Raw genomic sequence first — 22,924 nt, forward strand, 5'->3', positions numbered from 1 at the left:
ACCAGCGCCAGCGCCGCACCGCTGAACACCGCCGAGGGCGAACCATGGTCGAGCAGCGCACCGAACACCGGGGCGGCCAGCGCGAAGCCGAGGTCCAGCCCCGAGTACACCGTGCCGTACACGCGGCCGGTGGCGCCCGGTGGTGCGGCACGCTTGATCAGCATGTCGCGCGACGGCCCGGCCAGGCCTGTGCCGAAGCCGGCCAGCGCGGCCAGCGCCGCCGCCAGCATGCCCGGCAGGCTGGGCAGGCCGGCGAGGAACAACAGCAGCGCCGCGCCGAGCAGGCAGGCGCCGATGGTGCGCTCCAGCCGCTCGCCACGCGCTGCGAGGAAGCCACCGACCACCATGCCGGCAGCACCGCACAGCATGAACCCGGTGACGACGAAGGAGGTGATGGACAGCGGCAGGTCGTGCAGTTGCTGCAGCGCCGGCCCGGCGAAGCTCTGCATCGCCGACAGCGCACAGGTCGACCAGAAGAAGAACGAGAAGCACAGCCACACGGAAGGCAGGCGCAGGAAGGCCAGCGGATGCTCGACGGCCGCGCCCTGTGCCGCTGCCGACGCCTGATGCGGCCAGCTCACCGAGCGATCGTCGATCGCGCGCCGGTTCCACAGCAGCGTGGCGAGCACCAGCAGTGCCCAGACCGCCGCACCCGCTGCAGCCCAGCGCCAGGAGCCGGTGGCGGCGGTGATCGCGGTCATGAACACCGGCGCTGCGGCCCAGCCCAGGTTGCCGGAGATGCCGTGCACCGAGAAGGCGTGGCCGAGACGCGGCGTCGACACACGCTTGTTGAGGATGGTGAAGTCGACCGGATGGAACGGCGAGTTGCCCAGGCCCGACAAAGCCGCCGCCAGCAGCAGCCCGGCATAACCCTGCGCCGTCGCAGCCACCGTGGCGGCGAGCGCAAAGCAGGCCAGCGCCGCGAACAGCACCGGCCGCGCGCCGACGCGATCGACCAGGAAGCCGGCCAGCGCCTGGCCGATGCCGGAGATGACGAAGAAGGTGCTGACCAGCAGCCCGAGTTCGGAGTAGCTCAGCCCGAAGTCGTGGATGAACAGCGGGAACAGCGGCGGCAGCAGCATGTGGAAGAAGTGCGAGGTGCCGTGCGCCAGGCCGATCAGGGCGATGGTGCGGGCGTCGTCGCGCAGGGAGGCGGTGGCGGTGGTCATCGAGACGGCGGGAGTGCGATGCACGCACTCTAGGCGCCGGCACACCGTCGCAGTTACGATAGTGCGTCAATGTCTGTCGAGATCCTGCCAATGCCGTCCGCCAGCCGCCCACGCCGCACCAGCGTGCCGCCGATCGACCCGCTGGCCTATGCGCCCACGCCGGCGCGGCCGCTGCGCGCCAAGCTGCGCCGGCTGGCCGCGGCGACGCGCGTCGACCCGCACAGCCACCCATGGGCGCAGGTCGCGATGTCGGCCACCGGGGTGATCCGCATGAATGCCGGCGACGGCACCTACCTCGTGCCGCCGACGCGCGCGCTGTGGATTCCGCCGGGCGTCGAGCACGTCGTGACGGTGCTGGAGGACGCCGAGATCCGCACGCTCTACGTGCACCCGGCGGCGCGCTTCTTCGGCGACGCCGCCGAAACACCGTTCCAGCGCTGGACCGAGTGCCGCGTGCTCGAGGTCTCGCCCCTGCTGCGCGAACTGGTGGCGCACCTCGACACTGCAGCCGGAACGGGCCGGCCGGGCGGGCAGGATGAGCGCGAAGCCAGCCTGGCCGCGCTGATCCTCGACGAGCTGCGCCGCGCCGCGCCGGTGCGCCTGGGCGTCGACCTGCCGCGCGACAAGCGCCTGCGCCAGCTCTGCGAGGCGGTGCTCGACGAGCCGACCCGCTGGAACTCGCTGGCCGAGTGGGCGCAGCATGCCGACGCCAGCCCGCGCACGGTGGCGCGGCTGTTCCGCAGCGAGCTGGGCACGACCTTCCTGCAATGGCGCCAGCAGGTGCTGCTGGCCCACGCGCTGACGCTGTCGGCGCGCAAGCTGCCGATGGCCACCATCGCCGCCGAACTGGGCTACGCCAGCGCCAGCGCCTTCACCGCGATGGTCAAGCGCACGCTCGGAGCGCCGCCGACGCACTTCTTCGCCTGATCCACCCCATCCCTGGGGGGCGCCATTCACGCTTTGCAACACTTCTTCCATCTGCCGCGACAATGGCCGCTGGAGGCGCACGTAGGCTGGGCGTCGTCGTGACTGGCACGAACGCCAGCGCTGCCGCAGGGGAAAACATCATGCTCAAGTCGTTGTTCGGGGAACTCGGTCCCGCCGAGGATCCACGCCTGCGCGCCGCCACGGCGGACGAAACCGACGGTGGCTTCGCAGCCACCGCCATCCTGGAGAGCGTGGCCACCGAGGTGAACGAGCGCGGCCAGATGGTCGACCGCCATGTGCGCGACCTGGTCGTCACCGGTTCGCCCGCGGCGGCCATCCGCGAGCACTTCGCCGCCACGCGTGCCGATCTGGGCACCGCCACGCGCCAGATCACCCTGCTCGACCCGACCGGCGTGTGGGCCTCGGCGGTGATCAAGGCGCTGTCCGACGCTGGGGGCCAGCCGGTCGAGCGTCTGCACCTGCGCGAGCACACCACGCTGAAGACGCTCGCGGTGATCGAGCGCACCAGCCTCGTGCGCCGCCACGAGGAGAAGCTCAACCTCTACCACGCCGACGTGCGTGCGCCGGGCCACGACAACGCCGAGATCCCGGTGGCGCTGATGGAACACAGCCACCTGACCGCGGTGATCGTCGGCCCGATGCAGCCGCACGCGATCGACGCCCTGCTCGCCTCGCTCGCCGATGCCACGCAACTGCCGGCCTGGCGCTGCCCCAACCTGCTGTTCATGCTGCCGCCCAACGCGGTGTGGATCGCCAACAAGATCGCCGCGGTGCGCTGGCCGCAGCGCCTGCAGGTGCACGTGATCGACGAGCCGCTGATCAGCGCCTCGGCGGTGTGGAACGCGATGCTCGGCATCTGGAACCTGGTCAAGCTGCAGCCGGCCTGGGAAGCGAAGCCGGCCAGCCCCGAGTACGCATTCAAGGTGGCGGACCTGTCCGCACCGCCGCAGCCGATCAAGACGGTCGCGGCACCAGTGGCACGCCTGGGCCGCGCGGTGCTCGACCCGGCGCGCGCCCGCCAGGCGCTGGCCGACATGCTGCCGCTCGAGGGCATGCTCGGCTGCGCTGCGGTGGACGCGACCACCGGCCTGGTGCTCGCCCGCGAACTGCGCGAGGACCAGCCGGTGGACATGGACGTGATCGGCGCCGCCTGTGCGCAGATCCTGCGCGACCACCGCGCCTCGTCGACCGCGATGGGCCTGGGCGGCCCGGTCGAGGAGATCATGACCAGCACCGGTGCACGCCAGCAGGTGATGCGCGTGATCTCGCGCTACCCCGAGGTCTTCGTCGTCGCCCTGCTCGACCGCCAGCGCACCAACCTGCCGCTGGCGCGCTACAAGCTGATGGAGCTCGACAAGGCCTTGCTCTGAGGCGCGGCGGCGGCCACGGGAGTGGCCTAACATCGCCGCATGAGTCAAGTTCTCTACGACTACACGCAACAGGACGCCAGCGGCGCCAGCTGCGTCGCCCACGCCTGGGCCAAGGTGCCCGAGGCACTGACGCCCGACCAGCGCCGCGAATGGAAGGCCCGCGCCGCCGCCTTGCTGAAGCAGCACGGCGCCGTGCTGGTGGCGCACTACTACGTCGACGGCGACCTGCAGGACCTGGCGCTGGAGACCGGCGGCTGCGTCGCCGACTCGCTGGAGATGGCACGCTTCGGCCGTGACCATGCAGCGAAGACGCTGGTGGTGGCCGGCGTGCGGTTCATGGGCGAGTCGGCCAAGATCCTGTCGCCCGACAAGCGCGTGCTGATGCCCGACCTCGACGCGACCTGCTCGCTCGATCTGGGCTGCCCGCCCGACCAGTTCGCCGCCTTCTGCGACGCCCACCCGGACCGCACGGTGGTCGTCTACGCCAACACCAGCGCCGCGGTGAAGGCGCGCGCCGACTGGATGGTGACCAGCTCCTGCGCGCTGGCCATCGTCGAGCACCTCAAGGCGCGCGGCGAGAAGATCCTGTGGGCACCCGACCGCCACCTCGGCCGCTACATCCAGGAGCAGACCGGCGCCGACATGCTCACCTGGCACGGCGAGTGCATCGTGCACGACGAGTTCAAGGGCATCGAGCTCGACCTGTTTCGCAAGGAACACCCTGGCGCCAAGGTGCTGGTGCATCCCGAATCGCCGCAGAGCGTGGTTGCGCAGGCCGACGTGGTCGGCTCGACGACGCAGATCCTCAACGCGGTGCTCAACAGCGACGCAAAGACCTTCATCATTGCCACCGACAACGGCCTGATGCACCGCATCCGCCAGCTCGCGCCGGGCAAGACGCTGCTCGAGGCGCCGACCGCCGGCCGCAGCGCCACGTGCAAGAGCTGCGCGCACTGCCCCTGGATGGCGATGAACGCGCTGCAGGGCGTGGTGCAGGCACTGGAGAGCGGCAGCGGCGAGATCTTCGTCGACGAGCCGGTGCGCGCCAAGGCGCTGGGCTGCATCGAGCGCATGCTCGACTTCACCGCGAAGCACCCGGGCAGCATCACCAAGACGGGCCTGGTGAAGAACATCGGCGCCGCCTGAGCATGTTCGAACAGAACGAGACACTGGAGCAGGCGCGGGCGCGCAACATTCGCGACGCATTGGCCGAGGACATCGGCCGCGGCGACTGGACGGCGATGCTGGTGCCGGCCGCGCAGCGCGTGCGCTCGCGCGTGATCGTGCGCGAGGACGCCGTGCTGTGCGGCCGCGACTGGTTCGACGGCTGCGTGCGCACGCTGGACGCCGGCGCGCGCATCGACTGGCTGGCGCGCGAAGGCGATCGGGTCGCGGCCGGCGCCACGCTGTGCGAGATCGAGGCCAACGCACGCGCCCTGCTCTCCGCCGAGCGCCCCGCGCTGAACTTCCTGCAGCTGCTCTCGGCCACCGCGACGCTGACGCGAGCGCATGTCGATGCGATCGCCGGCGCCTCGCCCAACCCGCGCGGCTGCGCCATCCTCGACACGCGCAAGACCCTGCCCGGACTGCGCCAGGCGCAAAAGTACGCGGTGCGGATCGGTGGCGGGCGCAACCAGCGCCTCGCGCTGTGGCACGGCATCCTGATCAAGGAGAACCACATCGCCGCGGCTGGCGGCATCGCGCAGGTGCTGGCGCAGGCGCGCGCACTGAACGCCGGCGTGGAGATCCAGATCGAGGTCGAGACACTCGCCCAGCTCGCCGAGGCGCTGAAGCACGGCGCCACCAGCATCATGCTCGACAACTTCGAGCCCGAGGCGATGCGCGAGGCCGTGGCCATCAACGCCAGCCGCGCCGAGCTGGAGGTTTCCGGCGGGGTGCTGCTCGAGCAGTTGCGCGACATCGCCGCCACCGGCGTGGACCGCATCTCGATCGGCGCACTGACCAAGAACGTGCGCGCGGTCGATCTGTCGATGCGCGTGATCGAGCGGCTCTGACGAACCTGGCCATCGCCCGAACTGCGCCGCCACGACCGCGCTTTTCGGCCTTCCGCGAAGGCAGCACCAACGCACACTGGCCAGCACCGCCGAACCGCGAGGCCCTGCCATGAGCGCCGATTTCGAGACCATCTTCAACCACCACGAGCGCGCCGTGTTCGAGGCCGTCAAGGCCCAGTCGGCGCGCTTCCCGCACCTGGCCACGCCCGAACTGCTGGCCGACATCGCCTGCGTGGCGCTGAACAAGCTGCCGCCGCGCTACATCCGCCACGAGGTCGACTTCGCCTTCTACCTGACGGACAAGGAGCGCAGCGACAACGAACTGGCCATCGCCGCCGCGGTCGGCTTCGCCTTCGAGTTCGTGCAGGCGCGCAAGGCGATGCGCGCGCGGGCCTGAGCGGGAACGCAGCCGCCTTCAGTGCGCCGGCGCGGCCTCGCCGGCCTCCGGCGTGGTGATCTCGCCGGGAATCGACCGGCGTGCGAACAACGTGTACATCGTCGGCACGACGAAGATGGTCAGCAACGTGCCCAAGCTCATGCCGCCGACGATCACCCAGCCGATCTGCTGACGGCTCTCGGCGCCCGCGCCGCTGGCCAGCGCCAGCGGCAGGGCCCCCAGCACCATCGCCGCGGTGGTCATCAGGATCGGACGCAGGCGCAGCGCCGCTGCCTCGATCACCGCCGAGTTCAGATCGCGGCCCTGCTGGCGCAACTGGTTGCTGAACTCGACGATCAGGATGCCGTGCTTGGTGATCAGGCCGACCAGCGTGATCAGGCCGATCTGCGAATAGACGTTCAGCGTGCCGCCGGTCAGGTGCATGGCACCGAGCGCGCCGACCATCGACAGCGGCACCGCCAGCATGATCACGAACGGGTCGACGAAGCTCTCGAACTGCGCCGACAGCACCAGGAAGATAAACAGCAGCGCCAGCACGAACACCAGGCCGAGCGCGCCGCTGGACGAGCGGAACTCGCGCGACACGCCATTGAGTTCGGTCGAGTAGCCCGGCTTGAGCACGCTGGCGGCGGTCGTATCCATGAACTGCAGCGCGTCGCCCAGCGCATAGCCTGGCGCGAGGTTGGCGGTGATGGTCACCGAGCGGCGCTGGTTGAAGTGGTTCAGTTCGCGCGGGCTGACCGACTCGGTCACCTTGACCAGCGAGGCCAGCGGCACCATCGGTGCCGTGCCGGTGGCGTCGGCGCGGCCGCGAACGAACATGCGGTCGATGTCCTCCGGTGTGGTGCGTCCGCGGCTCTCGGTCTGCACGATCACGTCGTACTGCTCGGCATTGCGCTTGTAGCGCGTCACGTTGCGGCCGCCGAGCAGGGTTTCGATGGTGCGCGCGACCTGGTCGACGTCGATGCCGGCGTCGGCGGCGCGCTCGCGATCGACCTGGATGAACAGCTCCGGCTTGTTCAAGCGAAGATCGACGTCGGGCTGCACGATGCCGGGGTTCTTCGCCATCTCGGCGACCATCTGCTGCGCCACCTGCGACATGTTGGCGTAGCTGTCGGAGCTGACCAGCACGAAGTTGATCGGCCGCTCGCGGAAGCCCTGGCCGAGCGAAGGCGGCGTGACAGGGAAGGCGGTGACGCCGGGCAGCATCGCGAACTTAGGCTGCAGTTCGCGCGCCAGCTGCTGGGTGGAACGCTGGCGCTCGGTCCAGTCGACCGTGCGCAGGATGGCGATGCCCTGCGACACCGATGGGTTGCCGGTGACCACGAAGACCCGGTCGAACTCCGGGTAGGACATGCCGATGCGTTCGATCGCCTGCAGGTAGCGCTGCGTGTACTCGAGCGTCGAGCCGTCTGGCGCGTTGACCGAGGTGAAGATCACGCCGCGGTCCTCGACCGGGGCCAGTTCGCTGCGCGCGTTCTTGAACAGCACCCAGCTCGCCACACCCGAGGACAGCATGACCACGAGCACCAGCCAGCGGCGCAGCAGCACCCAGCGCAGGGCGCTCTCGTAGCGCTGGCCGATGCTCACCAGCACCGCCTCCATCAGCCGGTCGAAGCGGTTCGGCGCCGGCTCGTGGCGCAGCAGCTTGCTGCACATCATCGGCGTCAGCGTCAGCGCGACGAAGCCGGAGACGATCACCGCGCCGGCCAGCGTCAGCGCGAACTCGACGAACAGCCGCCCGGTGCGCCCGGGCGTGAAGGCCAGCGGCGCGAACACCGCGGCCAGCGTCATGGTCATCGCGACGACCGCGAAGCCGACTTCCTTGGCGCCCTTGAGCGCCGCCTGGAACGGCGTCAGGCCCTCCTCGACGTGGCGGAAGATGTTCTCCAGCACGACGATCGCGTCGTCGACCACCAGGCCGATGGCCAGCACCAGGGCGAGCAGCGTCAGCGTGTTGATGGTGAAACCGGCCACCGCCATCAGCGCGAAGGCCCCGATCAGGCTGACCGGAATCGTGACCAGCGGGATGATCGAAGCGCGCAGCGTGCGCAGGAACAGGAACACCACCAGCGCGACCAGCAGCACCGCCTCGGCGATGGTGGTGTAGACCGACTTGATCGAGCGGTCGATGAACACCGAGTTGTCGTTGGCCTGCTGCACACGCACGCCGGCAGGCAGGTCCTGCTGGATCTTCGGGATCACGTCGCGCACGCCGGCCGCCACCTCGAGCGGGTTGGCGGTGGCCTGGCGGATCACGCCCATCGACACCGCGGGCACGCCGTTCAGGCGCACCGCCGAGCGTTCGCTCGCGGCCGCCTGCTCGATGCGCGCGACGTCGCGCAGCCGCACCACGTAGCCACTGGCACTCTTCAGCGCGATCTCGCCGAACTGCGCCGGCGTGCTCAGGTCGGTCTGCGCGGTGACGCTGAACTCGCGCTGCTGGCTCTCGATGCGCCCGGCCGGCACCTCGAGGTTCTGCTTGCGCAGTGCATCCTCGACGTCCTGCACCGTCAGCCGGAAGGCGGCGAGCTTGTCCGGGTCGATCCAGATGCGCATCGAGAACTGCCGGTCGCCGTTGATGTTGACGTCGGCCACGCCGGGCACGGTCTGCAGCCGCGGCTTGACGATGCGGGTGATCAGATCGGTGATCTCCAGCGGCGAGAGCGACTCGCTGCTGAAGGCCAGCCAGACGGTCGGCGTGGCATCGGCCTCGACCTTGGAGATCACCGGCTCGTCGATCGCGTCGGGCAGGCGCGCACGCACGCGCGAGACGCGGTCGCGCACGTCTGCCGCGGCATCTTCCGGGCTCTTGCTGAGCTTGAAGCGGGCGGTGATCTGGCTCTGCTCGGAGCGTGACACCGAGGTGATGATGTCGATGCCCTCGATGCCGGAGATCGAGTCCTCCAGCGGCTTGGTGACCTGCGCCTCGATGACCTCGGAGGACGCGCCGGTCAGCACCGTCCTGACATTGACCACCGGCTCGTCGATGCGCGGGTACTCGCGCACCTGCAGGCCCTGGAACGACACCGCGCCGACCAGCACCAGCAGCAGCGACATGACCGTCGCGAAGACGGGCCGGCGGATCGAGGTCTCGGACAGCTTCATCGCAAGGCCCCCTCAGACCGCCGAGCGCACGCCCGAAGCGGCCCGTGCCGGCGTGGCGGGCGTGGCCGGCGCTGCGCCGCCGACCTCCACGACGCGCAGCGGCAGGCCATCACCGCGCATCAGCCGCGCCTGGCCGGCCGTGACGACAAGGTCGCCGACGGCGACGCCTTCGAGGATCTCGACGCGCCCCGGCAGGCGAACGCCCAGCCGCGCCTCGATGCGCTGCGACACCGGGCCCGCCGGGCCGTCGACCACCTTGACCAGGTACTGTCGGCCGCCCTGCGGCACCAGAGCCTCCTCCGGAACGACCACCGCCCGCTCGCGCACCGCGAACACCGTGCGCGCCCGCGCGAACATGCCTGCCTTCAGTTCGCCCTGAGGATTGGGCAGGCGGGCCCGCACGAGCAGCGAACGCCCGTTGGCGTCGACCTGCGAGTCGACCGCATCGATGCGCCCGCTGAAGCTGCGCCCCGGCAGCGCATCGACCTGCACCTCGACGGGCTGCCCCGGCTTCAGGCGAGCGAGGTAGCGCTCGGGCAGTCGGAAGTCGACCGACATCGACGAGGCGTCCTCGATGTTGACGAGGTCGGCGCCGTCCTTGACGTAGTCGCCCAGGTTGACCGTGGCGATGCCGGCCACGCCGTCGAAGGGCGAGACGATGCGCATGCGCTCGAGCTGCGCCTGGGCGAGCGCAACCTGCGCCTCGGCGACCTCGAGCGAGGCCGCGCTCTGGTCGACCGCGCTGGCGCTGACGAAGTTCTGCGCCTGCAGCTCGCGGTTGCGCTGCAGGTTGGTGCGGGCGATGCTGGCCTGCGCCTGGGCCTGCTGAAGCTGTGCGCGCTGCAGCGTGTCGTCGAGCTGGACGAGCAACTGGCCGCGCTTGACGCGCTGGCCATCGCCGAAGCCGATGCGGGCGACCCGGCCGCTCACCTCGGGACGCAGCATCACACCCTGGCGCGAGCGCATCGAGCCGACCGATTGCGCGTCGTCCTCGATGCGCGCGGCGCTGGCGCGTGCCACCTCGACGGCGAACGGCCCGCCGCTGGCGCCCGAGGTCGTGGCAGGCCCCGACGCGGCACCCGGCGCGGCCAGCGACGCCGCAGGCGTCGCGTTGTCGCGGTGCTGGAACCACCACGCCGCCACACTGGCGGCGGCGATGCCGACCACGGCGATGACCGTATGGAACGTCTTCACGCGGCTGCCTTCGTTGCTGTGATTGTTCTGCCCGGACTGTAGCCCTCGGCGTCTGGGCCCACAGCCTGATCAACCATCACTTCTGCGTCTCGACGCCCCGGTTGGCCAGCGCGTCGGCGCGCTCGTTGCCTGGCTCGCCGGAATGCCCCTTCACCCAGCGCCACTCGACGTGGTGCAGCTGGCGCAGCGCATCGAGGCGCTGCCACAGATCGGCGTTCTTCACCGGCTTCTTGTCGGCCGTCTTCCAGCCGCGCTGCTTCCAGCCGTGGATCCACTCGGTGATGCCCTTGCGCACGTACTCGCTGTCGGTGTGCACCGTCACGTCGCAGGTGCGCTTGAGTGATGCCAGAGCCTCGATCACCGCAGTCAGTTCCATGCGGTTATTCGTTGTCATCAACTCGCCGCCGAACAGCTCCTTCTCGTGCTCGCCGGTGGCCAGCCAGGCCCCCCAGCCGCCCTTGCCCGGGTTGCCCTTGCAGGCGCCATCGGTGTAGATGATCACGTGCGGGCGCTTGAGCGCCGGCGTCGACACAGTCATGCAACTTCTTTCTCGCGCTCGCGGCGCTTGTGGGTGGCGATCACGGCCGCCGCCTTGCTGCGCTGGCGCTGGTCGCGCACCAGGCCGACCAGTCGCATGCCGCGCACGCGCTTGACGGCGACGACGAAGTAGGCCGCGCCGAACACCGGCCACCAGCGTTCGCCGGAGCCGTCCATCCAGTCGCAGCGCTGCAGCCAGCGTTCCGACACCACCGGCAGGCGGTAGCAGCCGAAACGCCCCGACTCGACCTCGAAGCTGAGCAGTTGCAGCCAGTCGCGCAGGCGCCGGTAGCCGAGGAACTCGCCGCCGTCGGGCAGGAACAGCGGCTTGTTCTTGCCCAGTCCCACGCCCAGGCGCATGCGACCCAGCCGCTGGCGCAACCCCCACAGGCTGGCCGGGTTGAAGCCGACCACCACCACGCGGCCCTCGGGGCGCAGCACGCGTTCGACCTCGCGCAGGGTCTGGTGCGGGTCGCGCGCCAGCTCGAGCGTGTGCGGCAGCACGACGAGGTCGAGGCTGGCGCTGTCGAAGGGCAAGGCGTCGAAGTCGAGTTGCAGCGCCACGGCAGCGCGCGGCAGCGCTTCGGCGGCATCCAGGCCCGGCGTGCCGTCGGTGGCCACCCAGCGATGCGGCATGCGGTTGTTGCGCAGCGCGTCGAGCTCGGGCAGCCCGAGCTGCAGGGCATGGAAACCGAACAGGTCGGCGACGGCCGCATCGAGGTGGTGTTGCTCCCACGCGAGCAGGTATCGCCCTGCCGGCGTCGCGAGCCAGGAGGCCAAACCTATAATTCGCTCGCCTTGCGCCATGAATCTGATTGCCCTGCCCGCCTTCACCGACAACTACATCTGGATGCTGCACGACGGCGCGAACGCCGTGGTCGTCGACCCAGGTGAGGCAGCGCCGGTGCGGGCTGCGCTCGACGCGCTGCATCTGGCGCTGGCGGCGATTCTAGTGACGCACCACCACGGCGACCATGTCGGCGGCGTGGATGCCCTGCGCGATCGCCTGCACGGCCCGGTCTACGGGCCGCGCCGCGAGGACATTCCCTCGCCGTATGTGCCGCTCGGCGACGCTGAGCACATCGAGGTGCTCGGCCTGCCGTTCACGGTCATCGACGTGCCCGGCCACACCGCCGGCCACATCGCCTACTTTCACGCGGGTGGGAGCGATCAGGCGCCGATCCTCTTCTGCGGCGACACGCTGTTCTCCGGTGGTTGCGGCCGACTGTTCGAGGGCACGCCCGAGCAGATGCACGCTTCGCTGTCGCGCCTGGCGGCCCTGCCCGGCGACACGCGGGTGTGCTGCGCCCACGAGTACACGCTGTCCAACCTGAAGTTCGCGCGGGCGGTCGAGCCGGGCAACGAGGCACTGACGCGCTACAGCGCGCAGTGCGAGGCGCTGCGCGCCGGTGGGCAGCCGACGCTGCCCTCGCGCATCGGCGTCGAGCGCGAGATCAACCCTTTCCTGCGCTGCGATGCCCCCGAGGTGGTGGGCGCCGCGGTCGCGCAGGGTGCGAGCGGCGAGCAGGCCCCTGCGGTGTTCGCCGCGCTGCGTCGCTGGAAGAACGACTTCCGATGAATCGATTTCCCCAGGCGACCGGGTTCGCCGCGCTCTGGCTGGCGCTGTCGGTGCTGGCCGGCTGCGCCACCACGGCGGTCGACCCTGCCGCCGCGCCGGCCGAGCCCGCCACAGTGGTCGAGCCGGCGCAATCGACCACGCCACCCTCACCGCCGGCCACCGAGCCGGCGCAGCCAGCAGAACCGGAGTCGCCGGCGCCCACACCGCCGGCCGTCGACCCGCTGCGCCCCGAGCAGCGCCTCGACCTCGACGACCGCTCCGCGCAGCTCGATCTCTGGCAGCGCGTGCGGGACGGTTTCGTGCTGACCGACCTCGACGGGCCGCTGGTGCGCGACCGCGAACGCTGGTACGCGACGCGACCCGACTACGTGCAGCGCATGACCGAGCGCGGCAGCCGCTACCTGTTCCACATCGTCGAGGAGGTCGAGAAGCGCGGCATGCCGACCGAACTCGCGCTGCTGCCCTTCATCGAGAGCGCCTTCAACCCGCAGGCGATGTCCTCGGCCAAGGCCTCGGGCATGTGGCAGTTCATGCCGGCCACCGGGCGCCACTTCGAACTGCGACAGAACGTCTTCCGCGACGACCGTCGCAGCGTGCTCGACTCGACACGCGCCGCGCTCGACTACCTGCAGCGCCTGCACGACATGTTCGACGACTGGCATCTCGCGCTGGCCGCCTACAACTGGGGCGAAGGCAACGTGCAGCGTGCGATCGCGAAGAACCGCCGTGCCGGCAAGGCGACAGACTACGAGAGCCTGCGCATGCCCGACGAGACGCGCTGGTACGTGCCCAAGCTGCAGGCGGTGAAGAACATCGTCGCGCGGCCGGCCGACTTCGGCCTCGAGCTGCCAGTGCTGGCCAACCACCCGTACTTCCTCGCCGTCGGCATCGAGCGCGACATCGACGTCGAGCTGGCCGCCAGCCTGGCGCAGCTGTCACTGGACGAGTTCCGCGCGCTCAACCCGCAGATGAACCGGCCGGTGATCCTGGCCGCCGGCACGCCGCAGGTGCTGCTGCCCTACGACAACGCCAACCACTTCGTGCGTGCGCTGCCGCAGCACCGCGGCCCGCTGGCCAGTTGGACGGCCTGGGTGGCGCCGAAGACGCTGAAGCCGGCCGAGGCAGCCGATCTGGTCGGCATGGAAGAAGCCGAGCTGCGCGACGTCAACGACATTCCGCCGCGCATGCTGGTGCGGGCCGGTTCGACGCTGCTGGTGCCGCGCAGCCCGCACCGCCAGGCCGACGTGCCCGAGCACCTGGCCGACAACGCCATGATGGCGCTGGCACCCGAAGGCCGGGCGATGCGCCGCGTGGCGCTGAAGGCCGGCAAGCGCGAGAGCGTGGCCAGTGTGGCGAAGCGTTACCGCGTCAGCGCTTCGCAGGTGGCGCAGTGGAACGGCGTCAGCCCGGGCGCACGCTTCCGGCCCGGTCAGTCCATCGTCGTCTACGTGGCGCAGAAGGCACCGCGCAGTGCCAAGGCGTCGACCAAGGTGGTGCGCAAGTCGGCCGCGGCCAAGACCGTCGTGCACAAGCCGGCGCGCAAGAGCGGCAGCGCCGCCACCAAGACCGCCAAGCGCGCGAAGAAGCGCTGACAGGCTGCGGCGCTCAGCGCCGGTCGCTCAGCGCATGGGCGATGGTGCCCAGGTCGACGTACTCCAGCTCGCTGCCGATCGGCACGCCGCGCGCCAACCGTGTGGCCTTCAAGCCGCGCGACTTGAGCGCCTCGGCCAGCACGTGGGCCGTCGCCTCGCCCTCGGCGGTGAAGCTGGTGGCGATGATCACTTCCTCGGTGGCACCGTCGGTGGCGCGGCGCAGCAGCTCGGCCACGCCGATCTCGCGCGTGCCCACGCCGTCCAGCGGGCTGATGCGCCCCATCAGCACGAAGTACAGGCCGCGGTAGCTGCCGGTGCGCTCCAGCGCCGCCTGGTCGGCTGGCGTCTCGACGACGCACAGCAACCGGGTGTCGCGCTGCGGATCGAGGCAGATGTCGCACACCGGCGCCTCGGTGAAGGTGTGGCAGCGCTCGCAGTGGCGCACGCTCACGCAGGCCGACTGCAGCGCCGTGGCCAGGCGCTGGGCGCCGTCGCGGTCGTGCTGCAGCAGGTGGAAGGCCAGGCGCTGCGCCGACTTCACGCCGATGCCGGGCAGGCGGCGCAGCGCGTCGATCAGCGCGTCGAGAGATGAACCGGGCACGAAATGCTCAGAACGGGAACTTCATCCCGGGCGGCATCGGCATGCCCGCCGTCAGCTTGCCCATCTTCTCCTGGCTGACTTCCTCGGCGCGGCGGATCGCGTCGTTGAAGGCCGCGGCCACCAGGTCTTCGAGCATGTCCTTGTCGTCGGCGAGCAGGCTCGGGTCGATGGCGACGCGCTTGACGTCGTGCTTGCAGGTCATCGTGACCTTCACCAGGCCGGCGCCGGACAGGCCCTCGACCTCGATCAGCGCCAGCTCCTCCTGCGCCTTCTTCAGGTTGTCCTGCATCGCCTGGGCCTGCTTCATCAGGCCGGCCAGCTGGTTCTTCATCATCGTGGATGCTCCTTGGGAATCAATGCGGCTTCACCGATCCGGGCACGATGCGCGCCGTCGTGTACTGCGCCATCAGGGCCCGCACCAGCGGGTCGTCGTGGATGATCTGCTCGGCCTCGGCCTGGCGGCGGGCGCGCTCGGCGGCATCGCGCCGCGCCGGCGAATCCTCGGCGACACCGGCTTCGACCCGCAGCTGCACCGGCTGGCCGAGCGCCCCCGCCAGCGCCGCCTGCAGCTTGTCGACGTTGGCGGTGCTGCGCAGCATCTCGCGCTCGACACGCAGCGTCCAGCACGCCGGCGAAGCCGCCTCGTCGATCGCGGTGCACTGCGACTGCAGCGCCAGCTCGCGCACCAGCGCGCCAATGGCACCGCTCTCGCACAGCGCACGCACCTGCGCCGCCCAGCGGTCGCCCAGCGGCGTGGTGACCAGGCGCGGGGCGTCGGCGCGCGGCATCGGCTCGGGCACGGCCCGCGCGGCCGGCGCGGCCTCGGGCTCGGGCTCGGCGCCGTCGAACTCGTCCGGCGCGTCGACCCAGGGTGGCGGCTCGGGCGAATTCGCCACCACCGGCTGGCTGGACCGCGGCACGATCGCTCGCGCCGCGGGCGCTTGCGCCTGGCGCGCCGCGGGCACCCGCAGTGCCGGTGCGGGAGTGACGACGGCCGGCTGGGCCGCCGCGGGCGCGCGCGACACCGGTGCGGCGGAAGGCGCGGCACGCGGTGCCGGCCGCTCGGCAGCGCCCGATCCGGCCGGCCGGAACGCCAGCATGCGCAGCAGCACCATCACCAGGCCGCTGTACTCGTCCGGCGCCAGCGCCAGTTCGGCGCGGCCATGCACGACGATGCTGTAGAGCAGCTGCGTCTCGTCCGCCGGCAGCGCGGCGGCGAGCCGCTCGATGGCCGATGTGTCGGGATCGTTCGCATCCAGTGCCCCGGGCACGGCCTGCTGCACTGCCATCTGCTGCAGCAGCGCGGCCATCTCCTCCAGCGTGCCGGTGGCCGACAGGCCGAGCGCACGCAGCCCGTCGACCGAGGCCACCACCGCCTTGCCATCGCCGGCGGCGAGCACCTCGACCAGCCGCACCGCGTGGCCGCGGTCGACCGCGCCGAGCATCTGCCGCACACCGGCCTCGGCCAGCGCACCGGCGCCGAAGGCAATCGCCTGGTCGGTCAGCGACAGCGCGTCGCGCATCGAGCCGCGCGCTGCACGGGCCAGCAGGCGCAATGCGCCGGGATCGGCAGCGATGCCTTCTTCGGCCAGCACGGTGGCCAGGTGCTCCTGCACCGTCTGCGGCGCCATCGGCCGCAGGTTGAACTGCAGGCAGCGCGACAGCACCGTCGGCGGCACCTTCTGCGGGTCGGTCGTGGCCAGCACGAACTTGAGGTAGTCCGGCGGCTCCTCCAGCGTCTTGAGCATCGCGTTGAACGCGGTGTTCGAGAGCATGTGCACTTCGTCGATCATGTAGACCTTGAAGCGCCCAAGCACCGGCTTGTAGACGGCCTGGTCGAGCAGCTGCGAGATCTCCTCGACACCGCGGTTGGAGGCAGCGTCGAGCTCGACATAGTCGACGAAGCGGCCGGCGTCGATGTCGCGGCAGGCATCGCACACGCCACAGGGCTGCGCGGTGATGCCGCCCGAGCCGTCTGCACCGGTGCAGTTCAGCGACTTGGCCAGGATGCGCGAGACGGTCGTCTTGCCGACGCCGCGCGTGCCGGTGAACAGGTAGGCGTGGTGCAGCCTTTGCTGCGTCAGGGCGTTGGACAGCGCCTGCACGACGTGCTCCTGCCCGACCATCGCCTCGAAGCTGCGTGGACGGTACTTGCGGGCGAGCACCAGGTAACTCATGCGGCTCATTCTACGGGGCGCCTCCGCGCCGTTCGCGCGCGGCTCGCCGCGAGCCGCTGGCCGATAATCGCGCCCCATGACCGACGCCGCCCGCCCCGATTCCTCCACCGCCGCCGGCGGGACGCTCAGCTACGAACAGGCCGGCGTCAACTACGACCTGATCGACCCGCTGAAGGTGGCCGCGCAGCGCGCCGCCGCAGCCACCGCAGGCAACCTCGCAGTGCACGGCTTCAGCGAGATTGCTGCCTCGCGCGGCGAGTCGGCCTACGTGGTCGACGTCGGGCCCTTCTACCTGGCCAGCATCGTGGAGTGCCTCGGCTCGAAGGCGCTGGTCGCCGACGAGATGAAGGCACTGACCGGCCGCAGCTTCTACGACTCGATCGCACAGGACACGATCGCGATGGCGATCAACGACCTGATCACCGTCGGCGCCACGCCGCTGGTGGTGCAGGCCTACTGGGCCGCCGGCGGCTCCGACTGGTTCGGAGACGCGCAGCGTGCGCAGGCGCTGGTGGCCGGCTGGAAGCAGGCCTGCGACACCTGCGGCGTGGCCTGGGGCGGCGGCGAGACACCGGCGCTGGCCGGCATCGTCGAAGCCGGCCGCATCGATCTCGCGGCGAGTTGCACCGGCATCGTCAATCCGAAGTCGCGCCTGTCGGTCGGCGACAAGCTCGCCGCCGGCGATGCGATCGTGCTGCTCGCCTCCAGCGGCATCCATGCCAACGGCCTGAGCCTGGCGCGCAAGCTGGTCGAGCGGCTGCCGCAGGGTTACCTCACCGAGGTGGCGCCGGGCCTGAGCTACGGCGAGGCGCTTCTCGCGCCGACGCTGCTCTACTCACCGGTCACCGAAGCGCTCGCCCGCGCCGGCATCGTGCCGCACTACAGCGCCAACATCACCGGGCATGGCTGGCGCAAGCTGCTGCGCCACCCGTCGACCTTCACCTACCGCATCCACGCCGTGCCGCCGGTGCCGCCGGTGCTGAAGTTCATTCAGCAGCAGGCGCAGCAGGACGACCAGGAGGCCTACGGCACGCTGAACATGGGCGCGGGCTTCGCGCTGTTCGTCGCCGCCGACGAGGCGCAGCGCTGCGTCGAGATCGCCCAGGCGCAGGGCATCGCCGCGATGGTCGCCGGCCACATCGAAGCCGGGCCGAAGCGGCTGGTCGTCGAGCCGCTGGGAATCGAGTGGGGCGACGACGCGCTGCAGCTGCGCTGAGTCCCAGCCGCTTTCATGGAACTACCCGTCCGCGAAGGATGTGCCTCTCGCGGCCCTGGGTGGTCGTTGCGATTTCAGTTCATGCCACCGCTGGCGCGCGGCGGGTGGTCCGGGTGTGCGCTCTCCGGCCCACGCTCGCGGGCGGCCACCGAGGCCTGCACAGCTGATCTCGTCAACACCGCGTCTTCACCTCACCGCCAGGGCGACCGCGAATGGGGCCTGCGCTCGCACACCCGAACCACCCACCCCGACCGGCACCGAGGTCTTCATCGACACGCCCCACGAGCGCAGCGGCAGGGCGGTGGTTGGGCCTGGGGGCGCAGGTCCCATTCGCGGCCGCCCTGGCGGGGGCATGTGGAGAGGGTGTTGATGAGGTTGGGGCTGCCGTGCTCGGTGGTCGCCCGCGAGCGTGGGCCGGAGAACACGGGCCTGGCCACGGCGCTGCCTCTCCGATCTCGGCATGAGCAAATCTCCAGCGACCGCGCAGGGCCGCAAGAGGATGGCAACTGCCTGTGCCTTCGTTGATCCGTGTGAAGTCCACATGAGCGGTCTGCCAACGAAAGCCAGCGCGACCCTCGCCTACAATGCACCTCGACGGGCCTCCCCGCATGGGAGCGCGCCCAACCGGGTCAGGTGGGGAACCAAGCAGCCCTAAGCGTTGCAACCAGTGCCGGGGGTAAGGCTCGTCACCCCTCCAGAGCCGCCTTGGCTCAATTCGCTTGCTTGAAGGCCATCACGGCCTGGTTGCGCAAGGTGCGCAGCAGCGACAGTTCCTTCTCACCCAGTTCGATCCCGCCCGGCGCCGCCTTGTCGGCGTAGATCAGCGCGAAGGGCGCGCCCTTGATCATCAGCGGCAGCAGCAGGAAGGCCGGCGCGCGCACGCCGCTGCGGTACCAGGCCGGCAGGCGCGCCTCGATGTTGGCCACGGTGGCATCGCTGATCAGCGTGTCTGCGCCCTTGGCGCAGACCGCGGCGAACAGGTCGGTGCCGCCCTTGAGCGGCACCTTGAACTGCGCCGCGACCGCCTCCACACCCTCGCCCAGGCCGAAACGGCCGGTCAGCGTCTCGGTCTTGGCATCGCGCAGACAGAACACGATGCGGCGGAAACCCAGCGCGCGGAACATGGTCTCGAGGATCATGCGCAGCACTTCGTTGAGTTTGAAGCTGTCGACCATCGAGTTGGTGATGTCGGCGATGCCGGCGGCCAGAACATCGGCAGCGTTCTCGCGCACCGGTTCGGCCTTCGGCGCCTCGACACGAGTGGCCTCGAAGGCCGCCACGGTCGCCTGCAGGCTGTGCGGCGTCAGCGAGTCGGCATCCGCCGCGCTCTTCGGCGGGTCGACCACGATGGTGGCCAGCAAGCGCCGCGCCGGCGAGCCCGAAGCCACCTGCAGGTTCATCGCCTGCGCGGCCTGCGCCAGGCGCTGCCGCGCCTGCTCGGTGGCCGCCTGGATGTCGCGCACCGTCAGGCCGATGCCGCGCGCATGGCGCTCGGCCACGCCGGCCAGCCGTGCCGTCGGGTCGCCCTCGGTGCGCAGCATGGTGTCGGTCAGTTCGTTGGCGGCCAGCGCCAGCCAGCGCAGCCGCTCGCCGGGCTTGTCCGGCACCCGCGCCGGCGGCTCGCCTTCGGGGCGCCGCATGCAGCGCTGCAGGTTGTCGGGCAGGCCCCAGTTCTTCGCGATGCCCAGGCCCAGGTCCTCGAAGCTCAGGCCGAGCACGCTGATCGACGCCGCCGTCTCGGCCTGCACGATCGCCGCGTGCGAGGCAGCATCACGCTGACCGGTGGCGACGATGCTGCGGATCTGCCCCGCTTCCTCGGGAAAGTAGTACTCGGTGAGCAGCCGGCCGAGGTTCTGGAACATCGCGCCGATGAAGGCCTCCTCGCCGTCGCGCGGGACGCGGCAGAGTTCACCGGCCAGCGAGCCGGCCATCAGCGCGCGCAGGAACTCTTCCTTGAGCTGGTTGGCGTGGCCCTTGTCCTGCATGTGCTCGAGCAGCACCAGGCTCAGCGCCATGTTGCGGATGCCGGCGAAACCGACCAGCGCGACCGCGCGCGACACCGTGCTGATGCTGCCGCCGCCGGCATGCGAGTAGTGCGCGGTGTTGACCAGGCGCAGCAGCTTGTTGGTCAGCGCCACGTCCTTGAGGATCTCGTTGGACAGGCTGGCCAGGCTCTCGTGCTCGGAGGTGGCGATGCGCTGGATGCGTGCCACCGAGTCGGACAGCGCCGGGAAGTCGCTCTTGTGGCGCATGCGCCGCAGCAGGAACTCCAGCGTGCCGCTGTTGCCGGAGGCCGCCTCCGCCTCGCCGGAGCGCGGCGTCATCCACTGGCGCAGACCATCGGCGAAGGCCGCGGCGTCGGCGAAGCGCTGCGCCGGGTCGCGGGCGATCGCGCGGCGCAGGGCTGCGCGCAGGCTGTCGTCGACGGTCGAGGGCAACTCGGCCGGCAGCGCCAGGTCCTGCTGGGCGATGCGCTGCATCGCCCGGTATGGGTCGCGGTCCTTGACCAGCGCCTGGCCGGCGAGCATTTCCACCAGCACCAGGCCGGCGGCGAACACGTCCATCGCCGGCTTCGGCGCCGCGCCCTGCGTGGCCTCGGGCGACATGTAGTTCGGCGTGCCGACGATCAGCCCCTGCCCAGCCGGGCGCTGGCCCTCCTGCAGCCGCGCGGCGATGCCGAAGTCCATCACCCGCGCACGGCCGTTACCGTCGACGAGGATGTTCGAAGGCTTCAGGTCGCGGTGCACCACCCCGGCGGCGTGCGCGGTCTGCAGCGCGTCGAGCACGCCCAGCATCAGCGCCAGCGCCTCGTGCGGCGGCAGGCTGCCGCGCGCACGCAGGTGCTCGGCGAGCGTGCGCCCGGGCACATACTCGAAGACGAGATACGGCCGCCCGTCCTGCACGTCGGCCTCGAACACCGGGACGATGTTCGGGTGCGTCAGGCGGCTGACGCTGCGCGCCTCCTGCAGCCAGTGGGTGATGTCCTGCGGGTCGACGTCGGCGCCGGCGGTGATGACCTTGATGGCGACCTCGCGCTCCAGGCGCGGGTCGAAGCCGAGCCAGACGCTGGCCTGCGCGCCCTTGCCGATCACCCGGCGCAGTTCGAAGCGGCCGAGCCGGCCGGCGGGTGCGGCAGCGAGCACGGCGCTCAAGCGGTACCGCCGGCCATCTGCGTCGCGGTGTCGGAGCCACCCTCACCGCCCGGGGTGACGGTGCGCGGCATGGCCGCGGCGGCGACGCCGCTGTTGAGCGACGCGCGCGCGCCCTGCAGCGCTTCCTGCAGTTCCTTCGGGCTCAGCTCCAGCACGCGCGCATAGCGCTGCGCGACATGCGCCAGCGCCGGGCCGATGCGCGGCGTGGGCAGGCGTGTCATCGCATCGACCGCTTCGTTGGCCGCGCTGGCAGCGGCACGCAGCATGTCGGCATCGCTGTCCGGATGGCGCACCGGCTTGTTGACCGGCAATCGGCGGATCATGTGCTGCACCTCGTCGCCGAGGCCCCAATGGCGCGCCACGGCGGCGCCGATCGATTCGATGTCGGCGCCGAGCACCGCGTACGCGGCGGACTCCTCGCTCATGCCCGGATGCTCTGCTCCCCCCGGCTGCGCCGGCGGCACCGGCTGCATCAGCTGGCGGATCTGCTCCGACTCTTCGGGGAAGTGGTACTGCACCAGCAGCCGGCCGAGGTTCTGCAGCGCCGCCACCAGGTAAACGACCTCCGGATCGTAGCCCGGCGGGCGCAGCGCTTGCGCAGCATGCCCGCACAGGCGAACGACGTTCATCAGCCGCGCCATCGTCGCGGCGGCTTCCTCGGTCATCGGCCCGGGCCAGTGGCGCAGCGAATTGGCAGCCGTGCGCACGCCGTCGACGCCGAGCAGCGCCAGCGCGCGGCGCAGCGTCAGCACCGGGCCGCTGCCGGCCATCTGCGTGCCGCGCACCTGCGCCGAGTTGACGGTGCGCAGCAGCTCGAAGCTCAGTGCCAGGTCCTGCAGCAGCTGCTCGGCGATCTCGTCGGTGCGCTGGGTGTCGGTGAACGACAACCGCGCGATGCGCCGCGAGATGCCCGGCAGCGCCGGCAGATGGCCGACGCTGCGCAGCCGGTCGATCAGCAGCGCGATCGGATCGCCCTGCCCCTGGGCCTCGACCTCGCGCCAGCCCTCCAGCGCGCGCAGCAAGGTGCGGGCGCTGTGATAGCGCTGCCGTTCCTGCGTGGCGGTGCAGCGGTTGGCGATGGCGCGCAGGCCTTCGGGCACCGGCTGCGGCGTCGACCACGGCAGGCGCACCAGGTCGCGGCCTTGCGGCGCCATGCGCGCGATCACCGCGGCAACGTCGGCCTCGTCGAGCACCGGCGCGCCGGACAGCAGTTGATGGAGCAGCACGCCGAACGCCAGCACGTCGCGCTGCGCGCCGTCGCGTTGAGCGCGCAAGGCGCCGGCGTCCAGCGGCATGCCGCGCTCGCTCGCAGCGCCTTCCGCCGCGGCAGGAGCGGCCAGGTCGAGCGCCGCCAGCGCGGCCACGCGCGCCTGCCCCTGCGGGCTGACCAGCACGGTGTGCAGCTGGATGTCGCCATGCACGACGCCCGAGTCGTGGGCGAAGGCCAGCCCCTGCAGCGCCTGGCACAGCAGCGCCACCACGTCCATCGGCGCCGGCCGCGGCTGCGCCGCCAGCCATTCGCCCAGCGTGACGCCGAGCGTGCGGTCGCAGGCCACGTAGGGCCAATGGTCCTGCACGCCGACCTCGACGACATGCGCCAGGTTCGGGTGGTTCAGCCGCGCGGCCTGCTTCATTTCGCGCACGCGCGCCTCGAGCGCGGCGGCATCGGCCGGCTGCACGCGCGGCAGCGTCAGCATCACCTCCTGGCCCAGGCGCGGGTCGAAGGCGAGCCAGGCCATCGTGCCCTGGCTCTTGCCGAGCAACTGGCGCAGCTCGAAGCGGCCGAACGCGCGTGTCGGACTGGATCTGGCGGCAGCAGTGGCGGGCGTGGCAGGCGTGGCCATCGGGCGTAGCGGGTGACGTCAGGTG

The 22,924-nt window shown here is 71.0% G+C and carries 18 protein-coding genes and 1 other RNA gene; 9 read left to right on the forward strand and 10 right to left on the reverse strand.

What is annotated here, in order from left to right:
• Positions 1-1,169: MFS transporter (locus AAG801_RS15490; RefSeq protein ID WP_341889165.1), on the reverse strand; the 1,169-nt coding region annotated here is incomplete at its 3' end.
• A 90-nt stretch (positions 1,170-1,259) separates the two neighbouring features.
• Between AAG801_RS15490 and AAG801_RS15495 the strand changes: the two genes are divergently transcribed.
• From AAG801_RS15495 to AAG801_RS15515, 5 genes are all read left to right on the forward strand, one after another.
• Complete coding sequence (locus AAG801_RS15495) at positions 1,260-2,096, forward strand: helix-turn-helix transcriptional regulator (protein ID WP_341889166.1); 837 nt, start codon at positions 1,260-1,262, stop codon at positions 2,094-2,096.
• A gap of 140 nt (positions 2,097-2,236) precedes the next feature.
• A complete protein-coding gene (locus AAG801_RS15500; RefSeq protein ID WP_341889167.1) occupies positions 2,237-3,487 on the forward strand; it encodes a hypothetical protein in 1,251 nt (416 codons plus the stop codon).
• 39 nt (positions 3,488-3,526) lie between these two features.
• Positions 3,527-4,633: a quinolinate synthase NadA gene (gene nadA, locus AAG801_RS15505; protein ID WP_341889168.1), complete on the forward strand. Its 1,107-nt coding sequence runs from the start codon at positions 3,527-3,529 to the stop codon at positions 4,631-4,633.
• A gap of 2 nt (positions 4,634-4,635) precedes the next feature.
• Entirely contained in the window at positions 4,636-5,502 is an 867-nt protein-coding gene (gene nadC, locus AAG801_RS15510) for a carboxylating nicotinate-nucleotide diphosphorylase (RefSeq protein WP_341889169.1), read from the forward strand.
• A gap of 109 nt (positions 5,503-5,611) precedes the next feature.
• On the forward strand, positions 5,612-5,899 hold the full coding sequence (locus AAG801_RS15515) for a late competence development ComFB family protein (protein ID WP_341889170.1): 288 nt from the start codon (positions 5,612-5,614) through the stop codon (positions 5,897-5,899).
• An 18-nt stretch (positions 5,900-5,917) separates the two neighbouring features.
• Here the strand turns inward: AAG801_RS15515 and AAG801_RS15520 are convergent, their stop codons facing one another.
• From AAG801_RS15520 to AAG801_RS15535, 4 genes are all read right to left on the reverse strand, one after another.
• Positions 5,918-9,007, reverse strand: a complete 3,090-nt coding sequence (locus AAG801_RS15520) for an efflux RND transporter permease subunit (RefSeq protein ID WP_341889171.1) — start codon at positions 9,005-9,007, stop codon at positions 5,918-5,920.
• Positions 9,008-9,019: 12 nt separating this feature from the next.
• Positions 9,020-10,201 (reverse strand): efflux RND transporter periplasmic adaptor subunit, encoded by a 1,182-nt coding sequence (locus tag AAG801_RS15525; protein WP_341889172.1) that lies wholly within the window; start codon positions 10,199-10,201, stop codon positions 9,020-9,022.
• A gap of 76 nt (positions 10,202-10,277) precedes the next feature.
• On the reverse strand, positions 10,278-10,739 hold the full coding sequence (gene rnhA, locus AAG801_RS15530; RefSeq protein WP_341889173.1) for a ribonuclease HI: 462 nt from the start codon (positions 10,737-10,739) through the stop codon (positions 10,278-10,280).
• On the reverse strand, positions 10,736-11,518 hold the full coding sequence (locus tag AAG801_RS15535; RefSeq protein ID WP_341889174.1) for a methyltransferase domain-containing protein: 783 nt from the start codon (positions 11,516-11,518) through the stop codon (positions 10,736-10,738). The genes rnhA and AAG801_RS15535 overlap by 4 nt, the downstream gene beginning before the upstream one ends.
• A gap of 25 nt (positions 11,519-11,543) precedes the next feature.
• On the opposite strand from AAG801_RS15535, the gene gloB reads away from it, so the two are divergent.
• Both gloB and AAG801_RS15545 read left to right on the forward strand, forming a co-directional pair.
• Complete coding sequence (gene gloB, locus AAG801_RS15540) at positions 11,544-12,317, forward strand: hydroxyacylglutathione hydrolase (RefSeq protein ID WP_341889175.1); 774 nt, start codon at positions 11,544-11,546, stop codon at positions 12,315-12,317.
• Positions 12,314-13,909 (forward strand): transglycosylase SLT domain-containing protein, encoded by a 1,596-nt coding sequence (locus AAG801_RS15545; RefSeq protein WP_341889176.1) that lies wholly within the window; start codon positions 12,314-12,316, stop codon positions 13,907-13,909. The genes gloB and AAG801_RS15545 overlap by 4 nt, the downstream gene beginning before the upstream one ends.
• Positions 13,910-13,922: 13 nt before the next feature.
• On the opposite strand, the gene recR is transcribed toward AAG801_RS15545, so the two are convergent.
• From recR to dnaX, 3 genes are read right to left on the reverse strand one after another with little or no spacing between them, the layout of a single operon-like run.
• Complete coding sequence (recR, locus tag AAG801_RS15550; RefSeq protein WP_341889177.1) at positions 13,923-14,510, reverse strand: recombination mediator RecR; 588 nt, start codon at positions 14,508-14,510, stop codon at positions 13,923-13,925.
• A 7-nt stretch (positions 14,511-14,517) separates the two neighbouring features.
• Positions 14,518-14,844, reverse strand: coding sequence for a YbaB/EbfC family nucleoid-associated protein (locus tag AAG801_RS15555; RefSeq protein ID WP_341889178.1), 327 nt, complete (start codon positions 14,842-14,844; stop codon positions 14,518-14,520).
• Positions 14,845-14,863: 19 nt separating this feature from the next.
• Complete coding sequence (gene dnaX, locus AAG801_RS15560; RefSeq protein WP_341889192.1) at positions 14,864-16,687, reverse strand: DNA polymerase III subunit gamma/tau; 1,824 nt, start codon at positions 16,685-16,687, stop codon at positions 14,864-14,866.
• Positions 16,688-16,763: 76 nt separating this feature from the next.
• Here dnaX and AAG801_RS15565 point away from each other — a divergent pair, with 76 nt between their 5' ends.
• Both AAG801_RS15565 and ffs read left to right on the forward strand, forming a co-directional pair.
• On the forward strand, positions 16,764-17,903 hold the full coding sequence (locus AAG801_RS15565) for an AIR synthase-related protein (RefSeq protein ID WP_341889179.1): 1,140 nt from the start codon (positions 16,764-16,766) through the stop codon (positions 17,901-17,903).
• Between the two features lie 593 nt (positions 17,904-18,496).
• Positions 18,497-18,594, forward strand: an RNA gene (gene ffs / locus AAG801_RS15570) — signal recognition particle sRNA small type.
• Between the two features lie 19 nt (positions 18,595-18,613).
• Here the strand turns inward: ffs and AAG801_RS15575 are convergent.
• Positions 18,614-21,046, reverse strand: a complete 2,433-nt coding sequence (locus tag AAG801_RS15575; protein WP_341889193.1) for a protein kinase — start codon at positions 21,044-21,046, stop codon at positions 18,614-18,616.
• Between the two features lie 5 nt (positions 21,047-21,051).
• Positions 21,052-22,899: an HDOD domain-containing protein gene (locus tag AAG801_RS15580; protein WP_341889180.1), complete on the reverse strand. Its 1,848-nt coding sequence runs from the start codon at positions 22,897-22,899 to the stop codon at positions 21,052-21,054.
• Positions 22,900-22,924: the final 25 nt, after the last annotated feature.

The organism is Variovorax sp. YR752, from assembly GCF_943372545.1.

What these genes read in the sequence shown, in the direction of transcription:
- AAG801_RS15495 (WP_341889166.1), top strand. Translation starts at nt 1,260, where the DNA reads ATGCCGTCCGCCAGCCGCCCACGCCGCACCAGCGTGCCGCCGATCGAC.
- AAG801_RS15500 (WP_341889167.1), top strand. Translation starts at nt 2,237, where the DNA reads ATGCTCAAGTCGTTGTTCGGGGAACTCGGTCCCGCCGAGGATCCACGC.
- nadA (WP_341889168.1), top strand. Translation starts at nt 3,527, where the DNA reads ATGAGTCAAGTTCTCTACGACTACACGCAACAGGACGCCAGCGGCGCC.
- nadC (WP_341889169.1), top strand. Translation starts at nt 4,636, where the DNA reads ATGTTCGAACAGAACGAGACACTGGAGCAGGCGCGGGCGCGCAACATT.
- AAG801_RS15515 (WP_341889170.1), top strand. Translation starts at nt 5,612, where the DNA reads ATGAGCGCCGATTTCGAGACCATCTTCAACCACCACGAGCGCGCCGTG.
- AAG801_RS15520 (WP_341889171.1), bottom strand. Translation starts at nt 9,007, where the DNA reads ATGAAGCTGTCCGAGACCTCGATCCGCCGGCCCGTCTTCGCGACGGTC.
- rnhA (WP_341889173.1), bottom strand. Translation starts at nt 10,739, where the DNA reads ATGACTGTGTCGACGCCGGCGCTCAAGCGCCCGCACGTGATCATCTAC.
- gloB (WP_341889175.1), top strand. Translation starts at nt 11,544, where the DNA reads ATGAATCTGATTGCCCTGCCCGCCTTCACCGACAACTACATCTGGATG.
- AAG801_RS15545 (WP_341889176.1), top strand. Translation starts at nt 12,314, where the DNA reads ATGAATCGATTTCCCCAGGCGACCGGGTTCGCCGCGCTCTGGCTGGCG.
- AAG801_RS15555 (WP_341889178.1), bottom strand. Translation starts at nt 14,844, where the DNA reads ATGATGAAGAACCAGCTGGCCGGCCTGATGAAGCAGGCCCAGGCGATG.
- dnaX (WP_341889192.1), bottom strand. Translation starts at nt 16,687, where the DNA reads ATGAGTTACCTGGTGCTCGCCCGCAAGTACCGTCCACGCAGCTTCGAG.
- AAG801_RS15565 (WP_341889179.1), top strand. Translation starts at nt 16,764, where the DNA reads ATGACCGACGCCGCCCGCCCCGATTCCTCCACCGCCGCCGGCGGGACG.
- AAG801_RS15580 (WP_341889180.1), bottom strand. Translation starts at nt 22,899, where the DNA reads ATGGCCACGCCTGCCACGCCCGCCACTGCTGCCGCCAGATCCAGTCCG.